This window comes from Pseudoalteromonas sp. P1-9, assembly GCF_001399975.1.
Taxonomy (GTDB): Bacteria; Pseudomonadota; Gammaproteobacteria; order Enterobacterales; family Alteromonadaceae; genus Pseudoalteromonas.
The window spans coordinates 235471-251943 of record NZ_LKBD01000001.1; the positions used below are offsets into that span (position 1 = coordinate 235471).

Genomic DNA, 16473 nt, shown 5'->3' on the forward strand with positions numbered 1-16473 from the left:
TTAGATTCTCTCCATCGGAGAATAACTGCGTCATTAAAATATGTGCCACTTGGGGCGAAAAGAGTTGGCACTTAATGAAGTTTTGCCTTAAGTGCCAATTATAAACATGTGTTATACCGTGAATTCGCGAGAGTTCTCATTAAGACGTTCGCTGGTTTGTTCGAGCATTTCAACCACTGCCATAAACTCGTTCATTCGATCAACGGCTTCTTTTGATATATCACTTAGACCATTGATATTGGCATTTATGTCTTCGGTTACCGTAAGTTGCTCCTGTGATGCGGTTGCAACCCCTTGGGTCAGATCCTTAATTTTTCTCACAGCTTCAAAAATACTGTCGAGCACTTCTGAGGACACCATTACCTGTTGTTCAGTGGTACTTACTTGCTGTTGGCTTTGTTGAATTGCACTGTTGGCATTACCGGCTTTAACTTGAAGCTGGTTAATAATATCGCGAATTTCTTCGGTAGATTGCTGTGTTCGCTGCGCCAAGGTACGTACTTCGTCTGCAACAACGGCAAAGCCTCTACCTTGCTCTCCGGCTCTGGCTGCTTCAATTGCAGCATTAAGCGCAAGTAAGTTGGTTTGCTCGGCAATCGCCTGAATTACGCTCACTACGTTCGCAACCTGATCACTTTGCTCTGTTAATTCTGAAATAATGTTAGCGGTTTGCTCAAAACGTGACGACAAATCACCAAATTGTTGACTGGTTTGTGACATCACCTCCATTCCACGCTGCGCTTCTAGCTCTACTTGGTTGGCATAATCTGCTGTGCTTACGGTGTTAGATGTCACCTCGTTTAAGGTTGCGGTCATTTCTTCTGCGGCTGTAGCGATGGTTTCTAAGCGCGAATTTTGCTCTTCGCTAATCGCTTTATTATTGCGAATGAACTCGCCCACCTCTTGTGAAGATTGAGACATTTGATTGCCCGCACTACCAATATTTGTGACTGTTTTTTGAAAGCTTTTGAGCATGCGGTTAACTACGCTTGCAACCGCACGTACTTCGGTTGCGCCTATTTCGTCTAATGATTTACTCAAATCGTTAGCGCGACCTATTTCATCAAACGTTTTACCCAATAATTCAATGGGTTTTACAATTCTACGGCGCACTAAATAAACACCAAATAAACTAAAGCACATGGTAATAATTAAAATAACAATTACCCAATATAAATAGGATTCAACGCGTTTATTGGCAGTTTCTACATTGTTTTGGGTGCGCGTTTCTAGGGCGGTGAAAAACGATTCAACGGGTTTCATAATATCCGCTTTAAAGCGATGGTAGTCTTCACTGTGTGTGAGTTGAATGGCTTTTGCTAAATCGGGTGAGCCGTTGATTGTATAGTTGCCAGACGCGTCTTTGAATTTACCTTTCACGGCGTTCATCGCTTCGACTTCTAATGCGACTAAGCCGTCGGAATTCTTCTGAGCTTGTGTTAAATAGTCGAGCTCTTTTTGCGTAAAGCCAGTGGCTTTCATTTCGTCGAGTAATACTGAGTGCTTGCCGTCTGGTTTGGGTTTACTGCCGTAATTGAGCACTAAATCCCAATAGATCTTATGATAGCCTTCAGGCCTTGGCTTTTCGCCATTGCGAATTGCTAGCACATCCATATACATTTTTTCGTATTTGTCGTTACCCGTAACGGCATAAGTGCGCCCTAAGCGGGTGAGGTCGTCTGAGCTTTGTCGTAATTCGTCGGCAAGTTGATACGCTTTGTAGCGGTTATCCGCCATCTCTTCTACGTCGATTAACGCGTTATACATGTTAATTACTAGCAGAGTCACTACTAAGACAAATACAATAATGCCACTAAAAATGGTCGTCATTAAAATGCGAATGGAGTTTAGCTTCATCGTCATTACCTTTGTTGAAGTAACCACAATAAAGACTAGTGCAGGACTAAACATTCAGCTAGCTGTAAATTTACAACTAGCGCTGGCATCTGCCAATTTTTGGCTGATGAAGCAAAGCGAACTAAAAACAGCTTATTTCAATAAATCGCGCAGCAATACTGCTTTATTTGATGTTGTAAGCATGGCTTTGTTCTTGGGTAATTGTTTAAGTTTCTCAGCAACTTGTTTTTGTTCATTTAGGGTTAGCTCGCCATACATCCTTGGGTAAGGCCAGCCATAGCCCCAACGAAATGTGGTAGGTAAAAACGGTGAGCCGCCAACGCGCACGCCTGCCAACATCAAATTTGCTATTTGTTTTTCTCCCACTTCGGCGACGCATATTTTAAGTGCCATATCGGCATCTTTGCGCTGCTGGTAAGTGCCACCTTGCCAATACGCTAAATCGTGTGCCACACAGCAATTAAGCCAAAGACTATTTTGCTCAAAAGTACCGTCGGGAAAGGCGCTGCAACCATCACTGGTAAAGGGTTTCAGTTCGTTTGACGCAGCGACGGTTTGGGTAAAAAACAACAAACCAATACTTGCTAAGATTGTGTATCTCATTGAGTGTTTAAATACGCGAGGATTATGCTGTGCGTTAGCATATCAGAATGTTGCAATAAGAGAACCATATTACACCTATTAGATATATGGTTTTTAACAAAAAACAAAGGGTTGCTAGTTGGCATTATTATTTCCTTACCATCACCGCCTCTCCTTAAACACTTAGTAACATTAATGACACATGGATTTGATGACAACTCATTAACAAGCGTGTTATAAATTAGCTGCACAACAAGGAGTTATACACATTGAACGTGAATGATGAAAAAGAACAAACTGCTACGGTAATTTGTTTTTTAATTGGCGGCTTAGTATTAGCCACCGGAATTTATGATTTTTTCCATTACGACCTGCATATTCGAGATCTGGTAAACATAGTTGCGGTTTTTCTTATTCTTGTCGGCCTGGGTTTAGCACCAAAAACCTTTTTTACGCCGATTGGCAAACTGTTTTCAACGTCTTACAGGTTACCCACATTAGTGAATTCAAAAATACAGCAAAGCCTTATTATTAGTGGCGTGTTGCTAAGTCTGGTATGCATTATTTGGGGATATTGATACTAACTGAGTTAACTTAGCGGGCAGTTAGGTTAGCAACATAGAAAGAATTAACAAGGCTACCAAAATTGTGTTAATGGCGAAATAACGTGCAACGTGAGTTGTTGCTAGCCAAGCAAAATGAGGCAAATATGAACGTATTTATGTTAATTGCAGGCGGGTTAAGTGCTTGCGCCGCCTTGTTACATTTGGCGTGCATTTACTTTGGTGCGCCTTGGTATCGTATGTTGGGCGCAGGTGAACAAATGGCAAGGCTTGCCGAGCAAGGCAGTCATCAACCTGCGCTTATTACGAGTGTTATCTTTGTGGTGCTCGCAATCTGGTCTGCCTATGCGTTTTCTGCGGCAGGACTATTTATAAAGTTACCTTTACTGCGCTTGGCGTTGATTTTAATTACGTTTATATATTTGGCGCGCGGCATTGCGGGCTTTTTCTTTATTTCATCCCCTATCGGACGAAGCCCCGAATTTTGGCTTTGGAGTTCACTGATTTGCTTAGTATTTGGTCTAGTGCATTTGATTGGCATTAAACAAACATGGGCAACTTTATAGTGATTTTACAGATTTCAACTAAGCCGTTTGAGTTAGGTTTAGCGCATTGCATATTGAGTAACTATTTTGGAACTAATTAATTATTTAAACGCACACTTTTATACCAAACAACAACTACTTGAGCTAAGCAAAATACCTGAAAGTGTGTTTCAACAGTGGCAGTCTAACGGGCTTATGCCAAAGTGTTCATTTCAGCCTGCTTTTATGGGCACTTTTTGGGGATATTACCGAATGCCGCCTAACAAACGCGATATGGTGACAGTCAACCGTCATTTAGACAGTTGCATTAATTGTTTAGAAACCATTAATAAGCAATTGCAGCAAACCCCTTACTTGGCAGGGAGCACGCTTTCACTTGCAGATATTGTTGTTGGCGCAGTGATTTATCGATTAACCTCACAAGGCTTAATGATACCCTTGCCAAAATATGTGAGTGATTGGTATCAAGTGCTTAAATCTCGACCCGGTTATAAAACTTGGGTGATGAGTGATTTTACCGAACTAAAAGCCCGAGAAGACTTCTAACCCTATGATTTATTAATGGCAATCACATTAAAAGGAAGGTTCTGTGTATCAGTTATATTATTATCCGCTTAATGCCAGTATGGCGCCGCATTTTATACTTGAAGCGCTGGGCGTAGAGTATCAGTTGATTAAGGTCGACAGAAAAAGTAATCAACAAAAATCAACAGAGTATTTGGCATTAAACCCTGCAGGGCGCATTCCTACCTTAATTGATAACGGCACTGCAATTTTTGAAAGTCCTGCCATTTGCATTCACTTAGCCGAAAATCACCCAGATGCGAATTTGATCCCGCCTTTAGGTGATATTAATCGCCCGGTATTTTTCCAGTGGATGATGTACTTAACCAATACGGTTCAGGCTGAACTTATGGTGTACTTTTACCCTGAAAAACACACCTTAGATGCACAGCATGCAACACAGATTGTTGAGGCGCAAGAAGCACGCATTACCGATATGCTCGCGCTGCTTGATAATGAACTAAAACATAAAAATTATTTGGTTGGGCAAAGTGTGACGGCCTGTGACTTTTTCTTATTTATGTTGTGTGTATGGGCTGACGAATTTAAAAAGCCGCCGCTTGCATTTAACAACTTAGCGCGTTTTTTAAAAAACCTAGCACAGCACAGTGCGATTAAAACTGTGTGTGAAAAAGAAGGGCTAAGCCTTCTCGATTATCAATCGTAGCGAGCGTGATTATGGCGTTAATTTATCAAGAAACCGTACCAAGCCCCGAGGAATTTTGCGAGATGCGCATTAAAGCAGGGCTTTCTGCAAAATCGCTAAAAGCAGCAAGCATTGCATTACCGAATAGTTTGTACGGCATTTCAATACGCGATGGTAAGCAGTTAATAGCTATGGGGCGTGTAGTTGGAGATGGCGCGTGCAATTTTGAAGTGGTGGATATTGCGGTAGACCCAGCCTATCAAGGTCGTGGTTTAGGCCGTGAGGTGATGCAATACATTGATAACTATCTAGCATCGGTCGCGCTTGAAGGTTCGTACGTGTCTATGATCGCTGATGAGCCAGCTTTTTACGAAAAATTAGGTTATCGATTGGTTGCGCCGAAAAGCCAAGGTATGACAAAAAAATTTATTCCGATTAAAGAGTAAGTTGCAAAGCAAGCCTCAGGCTTGCTTTGCAACGCGAAGTTAACGATTAGTGACCAAATTTAATTCGAATGCCCGCATTAACCGTAAAACCATCATTGCGAGACCAAATATCAGTTGTCCAACGCCCGCTTGGGTCTTGCTGTGGTAGCACGAGCGAGTCCGTTTTTGTTTGACGTACGTTGAGTAAGTTTTCTGCATTTAAAAAGTAACTTACTCTGCCAAAGGTAATTTGACCTAAAAGGCCTAGGTGCCAATACGCCTCACTCTTGTCGCGGTATGGGTTATTTTCTAAGTGTTGTGTGCCTGTATAGTAAGCTTCAAAACCCACTAAATGACTGCCATGCTCTTCCCACATAATAACTGCACCTGCAGAATGTTTGGGGGTTAAATCAAGCGGTGTGCTACCCATGCCATTGCTATTTTGTCTACTGGCATCAAGATACAAATAGCTGCCGGTCAGTTTTATATCGTGCCAGCGATAGCGCAGTAATAACTCCGTACCATGAATATCAGTTTGTCCTTCGGCATTAGTAATGCGCATCGTTTTACCACCAAATTCTTCAGGGTTGATGGACTGTAATTCAGTGACATTATCGATTTCAGAGGAAAATAAAGTAACACTCGACTCAATGTTATTAAGGGTGTAACTAATATCAATGGATGCGGTTGATGCGGTTTCTTCTTGCAGGTTTTCAAGCGGTGCTAAACGCGATAAACCAGTATCGTCAATGTCTTCAATAAACGGCGTAGGGGCAAAAAAACCTTTTCCGTATGAGCCGCGAATAGTCCAGTTTTCAGGGCGATAGAGTATGGATGCGCGCGGGCTAAATTGGGTGCCATATTCGCTGTGCCAATCGTTGCGCGCACTCAGTGACATCGACACATCATCCGTTGCATCATAATCGATTTGAGAGAATAACCCAGGTACATGATAGTTGTAGTTAAACATAGCGAAGTCATCAGATTCAAATCGATCTGACTGATATGCTGCCCCCACAAGCCATGCAAGTGAGTCAGCGTAGCCAGAGACACTTGATTCAAGTAAATAGCTTTTGTGACTGTCATCTTCCAATACTGAGCCATACACATGTTGATGATCTTGCTGCATTGCAGAGCCGCGAATATTGAGATTCATCTCATCACTCAGAGGGCTATCGAAGATAAAACCGGTGTCGAGTCTTTGCGTATCTTGGTTTTGTGCGTACGGATTACCATCTGGCATCACTGCACCGTGTTTTGTACCGCCTTCACGGGTTTCTTGCATCGCGCCAACAGTTACATACAGGTTAGCACCGTGCTCGCTTTCCCAATACATACGTGGCCTGACAGTGGCACGCTGATACTCTGCCATATCTAACCAGCCGTCGTTATCTAAGTCTTGCTGGTGTTGATTGTGCACGCCAGCGGTAACTGATACACGGGTTTTATCGGTAACTGGTGTGGCAAAATAGGCTGTAATATCTTGCCCGTCTTTTGAGGTAGCGTTTAGTAATACCTCGCTTTCAAATTCATCGTTTGGTGTACGCGAAATTAAATTGATAACGCCGCCTAACGCTGAACCGCCATAAAGCGATGAAGCTGAGCCTTTTATAATTTCCACATTGGCTAGATCGGTGGGCGGGATCTGTAATAAACCAATAGAGGCAGTTTGGCCACCATAAAGTGGTAAACCATCGCTTAATAACTGGGTGTAACGGCCGTACAGCCCTTGTAAACGAATATTCGCACTGCCAAGCGCAGGCGAAGTATTTTGCACGCGTACGCCACCGGTTTCAGCCACCAACATCGAAATATTCCCAGGGCGCATCAGCGCCTTTTCTTGGATTTCTTCGCCGTTTATTAGCTCAATACGGGTTGCTGATTCCGTGACGATGCGACCTAAACGGGATGCGGTCACTTGGATTTTTTCAATTGTCTTTTCGCCATGCTCGTGATGATGCTCATCATGATGGTCTTCACCAGCAACTAAAAGTGATGGCGATAGCATTAGCGCGAGCGCTAAACGTGATTTTTTTGTGTACATTTTTACCTCAAATATATGCCGTGCACGCCTAAAAAGTGTGCATTAAAACCTTTTGTAACGGATTTTAAAGGGACTAACCCTAGGCACTAAAAATGGGAGGTCTAAATGGGGACTCTATTCGGCTGAGCGGTGAGCTCATATAGTGTTGGTGGAAAGTGTTATTAATGAGCTGCACAGGATGCTGTGCCAGCGGTGACAAATATAAAAATGATGCGCAGGTATTGGCGGGACAAATACAGTCGCTTTCGCAGCATTCAACATCGCAGCAGTCGTCGCTCTCTTCGCTGACGTTGGACGTGGCATCAATTTGCGAGCTAATAGTGTGAGTGTCATTAAGTGATTCTACCGATAGCGCATAGTGGTTCGCCACTGCTTGCCCAGTAAAGGCAAATAACAATGTTATTAATACAACCAATTGTACGAATGGCTTAAACATATCACTCTCACATTAAATTCAGCGATATTCTAAAAGGCTTTATAAGGAATGTGAAGTTTATCTTTAAATGACTGCTGTATATACTTTAAAGCATGCAACCAGCTTGGTGATTTAAACAGGTTGCATGCTGTGAACACTAATCCGAGTCTTTGCTCATTAAACCCATTAACCCCACCAGCGCGGCAAATAGCACGCCTGCTACAGGCCAAATAATCCAAGTAACGCCCCAGTTCATTGTCCATAAGCTCCACGCTAGGAAAATAGCGACCACTAAAGGCCAGTAAAACGGCGCAAGTTTTAGGGCGTTGCGTTCACTTTGGGTGAGTTCGCGGTTTTTATCTCCTTCGTTTAATACGTGTTTATAGGCTTCATATTCACTTGATGCAGGAATAATCACCCATAAACCTAAGGTAACGATAAACAATAACGCGGCGAGCATCAGCAAGGTTAAATCGGTGCGACCAATCAGCATAATAACTAATAATAATGGAATGCTACTGGTAATAAATAAGGTAACCGCAAGCGATACTTTGCCGTTGTACTTAGGTGTGAATGTATCGATTTTTTCACTAAAGGCACTATGCACACCATACATGAGTTCAAATTTACCTTTTTCAATGGGGGCAATGGCACGCTCATATTGATTGGTTTGGATCACCAAACGCACACCTGCTGCAATTAGAATAAAAATGGAAATTATGCCAAACACCACTGCGGTATTTTTATTTAACGCAATGCTATTGTTATTGGCTAATGCCAACAGAAAAAACAAAGGCACAGCAGAGCATACAAAAAATGCAACGCCTTTTGCGGTGAGAATGGCTTGGGCTTTTTTGGTGTTTACGTAGTCGATAGCTTGCTCTAGGCTAATTTGTGTTAAGTCATTATCGCGCTCGTCTAAGTGTTCAGCCGTTTCGATTTCATCTTTTAATAAAAAGTCGGTTGAGACATTAAACAGTTCAGCCAATTTGATAATTTTATTTAAATCAGGAATGCTGTTGGTGCTCTCCCATTTTGAAACCGATTGGCGCGATACGCCCATTTTTTCGGCTAATTCTTCTTGTGACCAGCCCAGCTGCTTTCTTAATGTAATTATTTTCTCGGATAAGATCATTGTTCGTTACTCTGATTGTTAAATTGCCTCTAGCTTAGGAATTTCAAGGGTTGCACACTAGCAAACTGACTTGGAATCTTGTCAACTGGCAGTTGCATTTACTTAATTTTGCTAAAAAACGGCAATTTTTTTACTTTCTAGCATACCGTTTATTGATTAATCGGCCAGTAAATTATTTATGCGTTTTTATAACTTTTTTGCCGCGTTTTTGTTGCAGCCCAATAGGCAATTTTCAAAAAGCGCGAAGTTGTATTTATGCGCTTTTATTTTTCTTACTTAGTTTTGATTTAAGTCCTTTTGTGAAATAACTTTAGTTGATAGATTGGTTAGCAAAACAACGATTGCTGGATACAAGATGGATTGGCTTGCCGAAGAATCAGAAACAATTACAAATAACCGTAAACCATGGAAAGTAGTGATTGTTGATGACGATTTAGAAGTACACAAAGCAACAAAATTAGCAATGAAGACGTTCGAGTTTATGGGGCGTCGACTTGAATTTTACAGTGCCTATAGTGGCAGCGAAGCAAGAGCGCTTTTGCGCGAACATCTCGATGTGGCCGTTATTTTGCTCGATGTTGTTATGGAAACTGATGATGCGGGTTTAAAGCTCGTTAACTTTATTCGTGGTGAGTTAAATAATCGCGATACGCGTATTGTGTTAAGAACAGGGCAAGCCGGACTTGCGCCAGAGAGCGAAGTGATTAAAAACTATGATATTGACGGTTACAAAGCCAAAACTGAAATTACCGTAGACAGCTTGCATCACTTGTTCTATACCTCATTACGTTCGTTTCGCGATATTTCACGTTTGTGTAGCTACAAAAATGCGTTAAAAGCCTTGCTAAATTCGGTGCTAAAAGTCGATAAGCTCGCCGATATAGAATCGTTTTCAACAAATTTGCTCACCTATTTGAGTGATGTGCTAGACGCCTATGAAGCCGAGCTAGTGATTAATAAACGCAAAGCGTCGGTTATCAATATAAAAAGCACCAATACCACGGTAATTAACGCGCAAAGTGATAGTTCTTCAGTCATTGATGTACCTGAATTTATTAACACGGTTACTGCTGCCAAACAGCTTACTTATGAGGGCAATTTCGCCGGAATTTATTATAAAAGCGAAAATGAAATTGAGGCTGTGGTTGTACTAGAAGTGGACACTGAGCTCGATAACAATGCCATAGAGCTGGTGGAAATATTTACTGAACATGTGTGTGCACTGATCAGCAAAGTAAATGGAGCAAAGTGATGATACATTTCAATATTGATAAAATCATAACCTCGCTTAAATCGTCTTATGGTAAAGATTTTTTAGATACCATTACGATGCAGCTGCATAAATCAATTGGCGCGCAGTTTACCTTTATTGCCAAATTAGATGCGATACGCAATGTATCCCAAACAATGTCGTTAGTGGCAGGTGACGAATTTGCCGAAAATTTTGAATACTCGCTGGAATTCACCCCGTGTGCTGATGTAAGTGAAGATTCTACATGTATTTTCCCCAGTAAAATTTGTAACTTATATCCAAAAGATCAACTGCTTATCGATATGGGCATCGATGGTTACATTGGCGCACCGTTGCACGATTCAAAAGGCGCGGTATTCGGCTTAGTTGTAGCGCTTTACAGTAAGCCAATCGAAAACGCCGAACAGGTTGCGTCGTTATTTGAATTATTTGCTGGACGTATTTCTGCTGAATTAGAGCGCGCTGAAAAAGAACACGCATTGTTTGAATTAAACCAATCGCTTGAGCAAAAAGTAGCGTCGCGCACCCACGAATTAGAAAGCGCATTAAAGCAGCTAAAAAATTCGCAAAAACAACTTATCGAACAAGAAAAGCTGGCATCGCTAGGACGTTTAGTGGCAGGTGTTGCACACGAAGTAAATACGCCGTTAGGTGTTGCTATGTTAGGTAATTCAACGGTACTTGCTGGGATAAATCAACTGGCTAAAAAGTTAGCGAGCAATACGCTCAGCAAGCATGATTTAGATGCTTTTTTGATTGATGCTAAAGAGGCGAGCGAAAGTGTTGAGTTTAATTTAAACCGCGCCAGTGAATTGGTGGTTAACTTTAAGCAAATCGCGACCGATTTTCATACAGATCCGAAAAGCGATGTCAATTTAGTTGAGTGGATTTCGTCTATTTCCACAAGCCTAAAACCAATGCTAAAAAATGCGGGTATTCAACTGAATCTCGAGCTTCCAGGATACGCATTAATAGTTAACACCTATCCATCTCGCTTAGCGCAAGTGGCCACTAATTTAGTATCGAACGCGATAAAACACGCCTTTCCAAAAACGCACAGCCAAACTGAAAAGGTCATTACCATTAGGCTAAGTGGCGATGCTACTGATTATGCTCTGGAAATAGCCGATAACGGCATTGGTATGGACGAAGACACACAAGCACATATTCTTGATCCATTTTTTACAACAGACCGTAAATCAGGCGGCATGGGGTTAGGCATGAGTATTGTGCATAGCTTAGTTACAGGCTCACTGAACGGACGCCTTGAAATTGACAGCGTACAAGATAAAGGCACTAAAGTAAGTGTCTATTTTGCGGGCAAGTAACTAACTTTTAATCGAAAGCTTTGGGAATAATGTATTTCGCTTTTATGGCGTGCGCATTTATGTCATGCTGCGCGACAAATAATATTAAAATATTAGTAGGTTGGTAATGGAATTACGACAGGTTAGCGAAACGATTATTCATGGTATCTCAACAAGAACTAATAACGATGCTGAAATGGGGCCAAATGGTAAAATTCCAGGGTTGTGGCAAACGTTTGATGCACAGGTACCGGTAAACTATCAAGGCGGTGAGCGAGTTTACGGCGTTTACTACGATTATGAATCAGATCACACCGGCATGTTTAATGTGCTAGCGGGCTTTGACGGCGCGTCTTACCCTGAAGATTTAGAAGAAATTACCATTAATGAAGGTAAGTATTTGGTGTTTAGCCATAAAGGTGATATGCCACAAATCGCAATAGATGCGTGGACGCAAGTTTGGCAGTATTTTGCAGGTGATGCATGTGAACATCAACGCTTATTTACTACTGACTTTGAATACTACCCAAATGGCAATCAAATAGATGTATGCATTGCGGTAAAATAACACGATAGCTGTGTTTAAGTGGGCGAGCTGATTTTACTTTCAGCCACCACAATATAAAAACTGTTTAATATCAATTGTTAGCGCCATGAACAAATGCCCAAACTGTCAACAAAAGTTAAATCCATTTTCATTGTCGTTTGCTGCATTTCCTGTTTACTTTAAATGTAATGGCTGCAAAACACGGCTAACGCTAAAACGGGTAAAGGCTTTTTGGCTTACTTATTTGCTTTATAGCGTTATTATTTTGCCAATTGTGGTTCATACACCGTTTATTAATAACAATAACCTTGGTCTGCCAGTGATGATCGCTGGCGCATTTGTGCTTTATTATTTCGTAGCTAACTACCTATTAAGACAAGAAAACGTCGCGATTTATAAATAAATTATTTATGCCACCTTAAGCGGTTGTGCGTGAACATTTGCGTGTTTGTTGTGCGGCTTTTTGTAATACGCTTTTCCTTCCTCACTAATATTTTTCAAGTTGAAAATGCAAACGAACGTTTGTATTCTCTCTTTAAATATTGTCGACAACATTGTGTATATAAATATAAAAAATGATTTAAATTTAACTTTTCACTTTATATTGTCGACAATTAAATCTTAATAAAGACTGTTTGTCATGTTTTATAATTTGTTTGGCACTATTAATACACTGTTTATTTTTGTGAGTTTGTATGGTGTTCTTTCACAGCTTAAAACCATTTTTGAGCGTAAACAGGCTGCTCAAAGCAGCGGTTCGCCAACAGCACTTTTGTCGCTGAATCAATTTTCTGTGAGCTTTTTAGCGTACTTGTCGTTTTTTATTTATGGTTATTCCATAGCGCCATTTAATCATTATATTGTGTGGCCTAGGCTTGTGGCATCGCTACTTGTGTTGGGTATTTTAATTGAGATATGGCGAGACCGAAAAACACATTTAGCGTTCATTAGTATGAGTTTGGCATGTGTGTGTTTATTAGGTTCAATTTTGGGCTTGCTGCTTGGTGATACGTTTTCTGATCAGGGGAAATTTATTTCGACAGTCATTATTTTGTTGGTATCGCTATTAATAGCGCAGGGATACGCACATCAAATTTATGTGATTATACGTTCAGGTTCTACCGGTGCGGTGGATTTAAAAATGAGTCAGTTTATTTTGATGATGGATGTGTCGACAATTGCATTTGCACTAAGTATGGGTTTAAACCATGGTTGGCCGTTATTGGTATTGGCAATCACCAGCGGGATTACCAAACTGATTATTATGTATTTGTTTCGCTGGGTTAAGTTAAGCTCTGTTGCAAAGGCGCGTCGCGTAAAGACTTGTTAAACTGAATACAGTGTGATCTTCAAGCTGAACTGATATTTAGAGCGATGATTAAATATCATTTTTCCAAAGTGTTGGCAGTTTATACAAGCCTTGTATTTGCTTATGACAGGCAAAATATATGGAGTATGGTAGTAAGGCTTAAAGCTATACTTAACTGCGCGATAACGCGCAGTTGCTGTAAAACGTAGTAGTAGCAGGCCAATCACTAAATACTCCCATTACACCCACTTTTTTAGCGAGAAAGTCGAGCAACTCTAAGGTAAACCCTTCATTTGTAATTGCTGGTTTAACTGATTGATAATAAAAACCACCACCTTGTGTGAGAAGACCTGAACGCTCTAACGTCCACGTGATTATTTTTAGTCCGGCTTTTTTCGCCTCTAGCGCATAGGCTGATTCAGTTAGTTGATTATTTTTATTTAAACTCACTAAAACCCAAAGTGGTGGCGCAATAATATTGATGCCCATGGCTTTTAATTCGCTCATGCTGTGTTGCCAGGTTGCGGGGTTATTATGATCAAAATTATCTTGCTCGTAGCCATCGTTTAAATACACAGCTTGTGTGGCGAAATCGGGATGGTGCTTTATCCAATATTGTAAATCGCCAAGCTCAAACGATTGCACAAAGACATCGCTTGGAGAAATACCTGCTTGTTTATATTCGCTGATAAGTTTTTTTGCGTATTGGTGTTGTGACAATCCATCAAACGGCATTGTTACTTGGGGCTTTTTAAGCTCAGGTGTCATTTTTACATCTAGGCTTTTAAACAGTTCTATGCTTTGTTGGTGAGTCATTAAAGTGCCGTTAGCAGCATATAAATCAGTGCGCCAATTAGGTGTGCCAGTTAGGTAGTCTTGCGGCGTTTTGGCGTACACATTGGCGCCGTCCATTTTCCCTGATAACTGTAAAAACTCTGCGAGCGTAAAATCGGACGTGCAGCACTCTACTTGTGCTTTTTTGCCAAGGGACTTGTCACCTGGAGTAAAAGGGATGCGGCATTTCTTAGCTAATTCTGGCTTTGCCAGCACGTTTGTTGTTTGGTGCAAATCACATTGCGAATGGCGACATACTAGGGCTTTGTCTTTAGTAAAGGCGACATCACATTCTAAAATACCCGCGCCCATTTTTGCTGCAGCAAGGTAAGACTCTTTGGTATGTTCTGGAAATTGCAGTGGCGCTCCGCGATGGCCTATTGAAAAATCGGATTTTTCGAAGGTATTTTTATTACAACTTTCAAGCTGGGTTTTAAGTGGTGAGTTGTCCATTTGCGAGACGAGATAATATGGCCGTACACCCACTTCAACTTTTTCATTATGTGTTTGTGACATGCTTTGGCAGCCACTAAGAAGCAAGATCATCAAGAAAATTATCGCGCGCATATACAACCCTTATAGTTATGATTTGCCCATTACAGCACAATAAAATGACAAAATGTGAAACAACAAACTATTTTTGGCAATGGTTATATTAACGTTGCTGTGGCGTTATAATTAATACCCAACTAAACCTTTTTAGCACTAGCAGTTTGACTTTATTACTTTACGCCCTTGCCTAAATGACATTGGCTAACCAATTAAAAACTTGAGCTCGTTAGCTGCTTTAGTCGGTATAACTTCTGTTATCTCGTAGCTGGCAATGTTTTCACGATAAAAAGGGTCACGTGTTAGTTCGCGCTCAAGTGTTTTGCGATCGGTAATGGCTGAAATGATAACGCCGCCTGTTCTTGGCTCAGGCTGTGTGAAAACTCTGATCACCTTTTGGTCTAAACACCTGCTGTTTATGGTCAAACAGTCTAATTAACAGTCACGTTAATTGATATAATAATCAGCAAGTTAATGTTGGAGATTAGCTGATTATGTCTAACCATATAAAGGGGCAAAGCCGTACTCAAGCCACGCTATTTCCTGAAGTTCTGGATGACTTCATTGCTGAAGATAACCCAGTTCGTGTTATTGATGTATTTGTAGATGAACTCAATTTAGAGCAAATGAAGTTTAATCGAGTTATTGCTAAACGCACAGGCCGTCCTGGTTATCATCCTGCCACCATTTTAAAGCTATACATATACGGTTACCTCAATCGCATCCAGTCTTCTAGACGATTAGAAACGGAAACCATTAGAAATATAGAACTCATGTGGCTATTGGAACGCTTAAAGCTTGACTTCAAAACCATAGCTGATTTCAGACGTGACAATGCTGAAGGTATTAAACAAGCGTGTAGTCACTTCGTTACCATATGCCGAGAAATGGGTATGTTCAGTGAAGGTAAAGTGGCAATTGATGGCAGTAAGTTTAAAGCCGTTAACAGCAAGCCAACAACCCCGCAAGGGTAAAACAATTTGATTGAACTCATGGGAGTGAGAAACCGGGTTTGCACTGTAAGAGCGAATAGATAATAGGTTTGGCATGCCAACTACATCAAATTGTGATAATTCATAGCAATTTAATCGGTAATTTACCCCGCGACAAGAGGCGTTTTACCTTTAAGCGAGTTTTAAAAACCGAAATCACAATAGCCGGTCACGCAAAGCCTTCAGCCGATTTGGTATCGATTTGGCTGAGTTGATTAAACAAAATGCCGGCTTGGGTGCGGTTATTTAGGCCAAGTTTGCGTAAAATGGCGGATACATGTTGTTTTACTGTGGTTTCTTGCACAGACATTTCATAAGCAATTTGTTTGTTTAACAGGCCGTCGGCAATCATGCCGAGTACTTTGTATTGCTGTGGCGTTAGCTTTTCTAGATTTTGCGCAAATTCGGTTTGCTCGTTGTCGATTGGGTGGGCTTCTAGGTCTAGATTTTCAGGCAGCCACGTGTCGCCATCAATCACAACTTCAATGGCTTTGCCAATATTGCTCAGCGAGGTCGATTTTGGAATGTAGGCGCAGGCACCAGCTTCCATGGCGTGGTTAATTATTTTGGCGTCTTCTGTTGCCGATACCATAATCACTAAAATATCAGGGTATTGGTTGCGGATTTGCGTGAGCCCTTGCAGGCCTTTGGCGCCTGGAATATTTAAATCGAGGAAAATCAGTTCGGTTTCTGGGTGAGTTTCCAGCAATGAAAACAAGCTCGCTAAATCATAACACTCTTGAATATTGTCTTTTTCGAGATAATTTGCCGCCGCTTGGCTTAAAGCACTGCGAAATAGCGGGTGATCGTCTGCGATAATGGCTTTCACTTGCGTTGTCATCCAATTAACTCCAATTCTTCCTGTTATAAGGTATTCGAAATACGGTTACAAGCATTTCCCCAAAGC

18 protein-coding genes and 1 pseudogene are annotated in these 16473 nt (G+C 41.2%); 11 read left to right on the plus strand and 8 right to left on the minus strand.

Features of this window, described 5'->3' with window-relative positions:
• Nucleotides 1–111: 111 nt before the first annotated feature.
• Both AN214_RS01115 and AN214_RS01120 read right to left on the minus strand, forming a co-directional pair.
• Nucleotides 112–1857 carry a methyl-accepting chemotaxis protein gene (locus tag AN214_RS01115; protein ID WP_054978038.1) on the minus strand — a complete coding sequence of 582 codons (1746 nt, stop codon included), beginning with the start codon at nucleotides 1855–1857 and terminating at the stop codon, nucleotides 112–114.
• A gap of 132 nt (nucleotides 1858–1989) precedes the next feature.
• Nucleotides 1990–2460 (minus strand): hypothetical protein, encoded by a 471-nt coding sequence (locus tag AN214_RS01120; RefSeq protein ID WP_152960689.1) that lies wholly within the window; start codon nucleotides 2458–2460, stop codon nucleotides 1990–1992.
• A gap of 254 nt (nucleotides 2461–2714) precedes the next feature.
• Here AN214_RS01120 and AN214_RS01125 point away from each other — a divergent pair, with 254 nt between their 5' ends.
• The 5 genes from AN214_RS01125 (at nucleotide 2715) to AN214_RS01145 (ending at nucleotide 5203) form a co-directional block, all read left to right on the plus strand.
• Nucleotides 2715–3017, plus strand: coding sequence for a hypothetical protein (locus tag AN214_RS01125; protein ID WP_235576697.1), 303 nt, complete (start codon nucleotides 2715–2717; stop codon nucleotides 3015–3017).
• 131 nt (nucleotides 3018–3148) lie between these two features.
• Nucleotides 3149–3568: a hypothetical protein gene (locus AN214_RS01130; RefSeq protein ID WP_054978093.1), complete on the plus strand. Its 420-nt coding sequence runs from the start codon at nucleotides 3149–3151 to the stop codon at nucleotides 3566–3568.
• Nucleotides 3569–3634: 66 nt separating this feature from the next.
• Entirely contained in the window at nucleotides 3635–4093 is a 459-nt protein-coding gene (locus AN214_RS01135; RefSeq protein ID WP_082428447.1) for a glutathione S-transferase C-terminal domain-containing protein, read from the plus strand.
• A gap of 43 nt (nucleotides 4094–4136) precedes the next feature.
• Nucleotides 4137–4778, plus strand: coding sequence for a glutathione S-transferase family protein (locus AN214_RS01140; RefSeq protein ID WP_054978040.1), 642 nt, complete (start codon nucleotides 4137–4139; stop codon nucleotides 4776–4778).
• A gap of 11 nt (nucleotides 4779–4789) precedes the next feature.
• The gene (locus AN214_RS01145) at nucleotides 4790–5203 is read left to right on the plus strand and encodes a GNAT family N-acetyltransferase (RefSeq protein WP_054978041.1); all 414 of its coding nucleotides are present in this window, start codon (nucleotides 4790–4792) and stop codon (nucleotides 5201–5203) included.
• Between the two features lie 46 nt (nucleotides 5204–5249).
• Here the strand turns inward: AN214_RS01145 and AN214_RS01150 are convergent, their stop codons facing one another.
• The 3 genes from AN214_RS01150 to AN214_RS01155 form a co-directional block, all read right to left on the minus strand.
• Nucleotides 5250–7226, minus strand: a complete 1977-nt coding sequence (locus AN214_RS01150; protein WP_054978042.1) for a TonB-dependent siderophore receptor — start codon at nucleotides 7224–7226, stop codon at nucleotides 5250–5252.
• Nucleotides 7227–7305: 79 nt separating this feature from the next.
• Nucleotides 7306–7662, minus strand: a complete 357-nt coding sequence (locus AN214_RS22420) for a hypothetical protein (RefSeq protein ID WP_152960690.1) — start codon at nucleotides 7660–7662, stop codon at nucleotides 7306–7308.
• Between the two features lie 136 nt (nucleotides 7663–7798).
• On the minus strand, nucleotides 7799–8776 hold the full coding sequence (locus AN214_RS01155; RefSeq protein WP_054978043.1) for a helix-turn-helix domain-containing protein: 978 nt from the start codon (nucleotides 8774–8776) through the stop codon (nucleotides 7799–7801).
• A 355-nt stretch (nucleotides 8777–9131) separates the two neighbouring features.
• Between AN214_RS01155 and AN214_RS01160 the strand changes: the two genes are divergently transcribed.
• The 5 genes from AN214_RS01160 (at nucleotide 9132) to AN214_RS01180 (ending at nucleotide 13212) form a co-directional block, all read left to right on the plus strand.
• Nucleotides 9132–10028, plus strand: a complete 897-nt coding sequence (locus AN214_RS01160; RefSeq protein WP_054978044.1) for a DUF3369 domain-containing protein — start codon at nucleotides 9132–9134, stop codon at nucleotides 10026–10028.
• Nucleotides 10028–11356, plus strand: a complete 1329-nt coding sequence (locus AN214_RS01165; protein WP_054978045.1) for a HAMP domain-containing sensor histidine kinase — start codon at nucleotides 10028–10030, stop codon at nucleotides 11354–11356. Before AN214_RS01160 ends, AN214_RS01165 begins: the two co-directional genes overlap by 1 nt.
• Nucleotides 11357–11462: 106 nt before the next feature.
• A complete protein-coding gene (locus tag AN214_RS01170; RefSeq protein ID WP_054978046.1) occupies nucleotides 11463–11903 on the plus strand; it encodes a GyrI-like domain-containing protein in 441 nt (146 codons plus the stop codon).
• 85 nt (nucleotides 11904–11988) lie between these two features.
• Nucleotides 11989–12285, plus strand: coding sequence for a hypothetical protein (locus tag AN214_RS01175; RefSeq protein WP_054978047.1), 297 nt, complete (start codon nucleotides 11989–11991; stop codon nucleotides 12283–12285).
• Between the two features lie 237 nt (nucleotides 12286–12522).
• Entirely contained in the window at nucleotides 12523–13212 is a 690-nt protein-coding gene (locus tag AN214_RS01180) for a hypothetical protein (protein WP_054978048.1), read from the plus strand.
• Nucleotides 13213–13362: 150 nt separating this feature from the next.
• Here the strand turns inward: AN214_RS01180 and AN214_RS01185 are convergent, their stop codons facing one another.
• Together AN214_RS01185 and AN214_RS01190 are read right to left on the minus strand one after the other, a co-directional pair.
• Nucleotides 13363–14541 carry a glycerophosphodiester phosphodiesterase family protein gene (locus AN214_RS01185; RefSeq protein ID WP_235576694.1) on the minus strand — a complete coding sequence of 393 codons (1179 nt, stop codon included), beginning with the start codon at nucleotides 14539–14541 and terminating at the stop codon, nucleotides 13363–13365.
• Nucleotides 14542–14778: 237 nt separating this feature from the next.
• A complete protein-coding gene (locus AN214_RS01190) occupies nucleotides 14779–14967 on the minus strand; it encodes a hypothetical protein (protein ID WP_200911102.1) in 189 nt (62 codons plus the stop codon).
• Nucleotides 14968–15068: 101 nt separating this feature from the next.
• Here AN214_RS01190 and AN214_RS01195 point away from each other — a divergent pair.
• Nucleotides 15069–15527: pseudogene (locus tag AN214_RS01195) on the plus strand (transposase); the annotation flags it as partial.
• A 208-nt stretch (nucleotides 15528–15735) separates the two neighbouring features.
• Here the strand turns inward: AN214_RS01195 and AN214_RS01200 are convergent.
• On the minus strand, nucleotides 15736–16407 hold the full coding sequence (locus tag AN214_RS01200) for a response regulator transcription factor (RefSeq protein ID WP_054978051.1): 672 nt from the start codon (nucleotides 16405–16407) through the stop codon (nucleotides 15736–15738).
• Nucleotides 16408–16473: the final 66 nt, after the last annotated feature.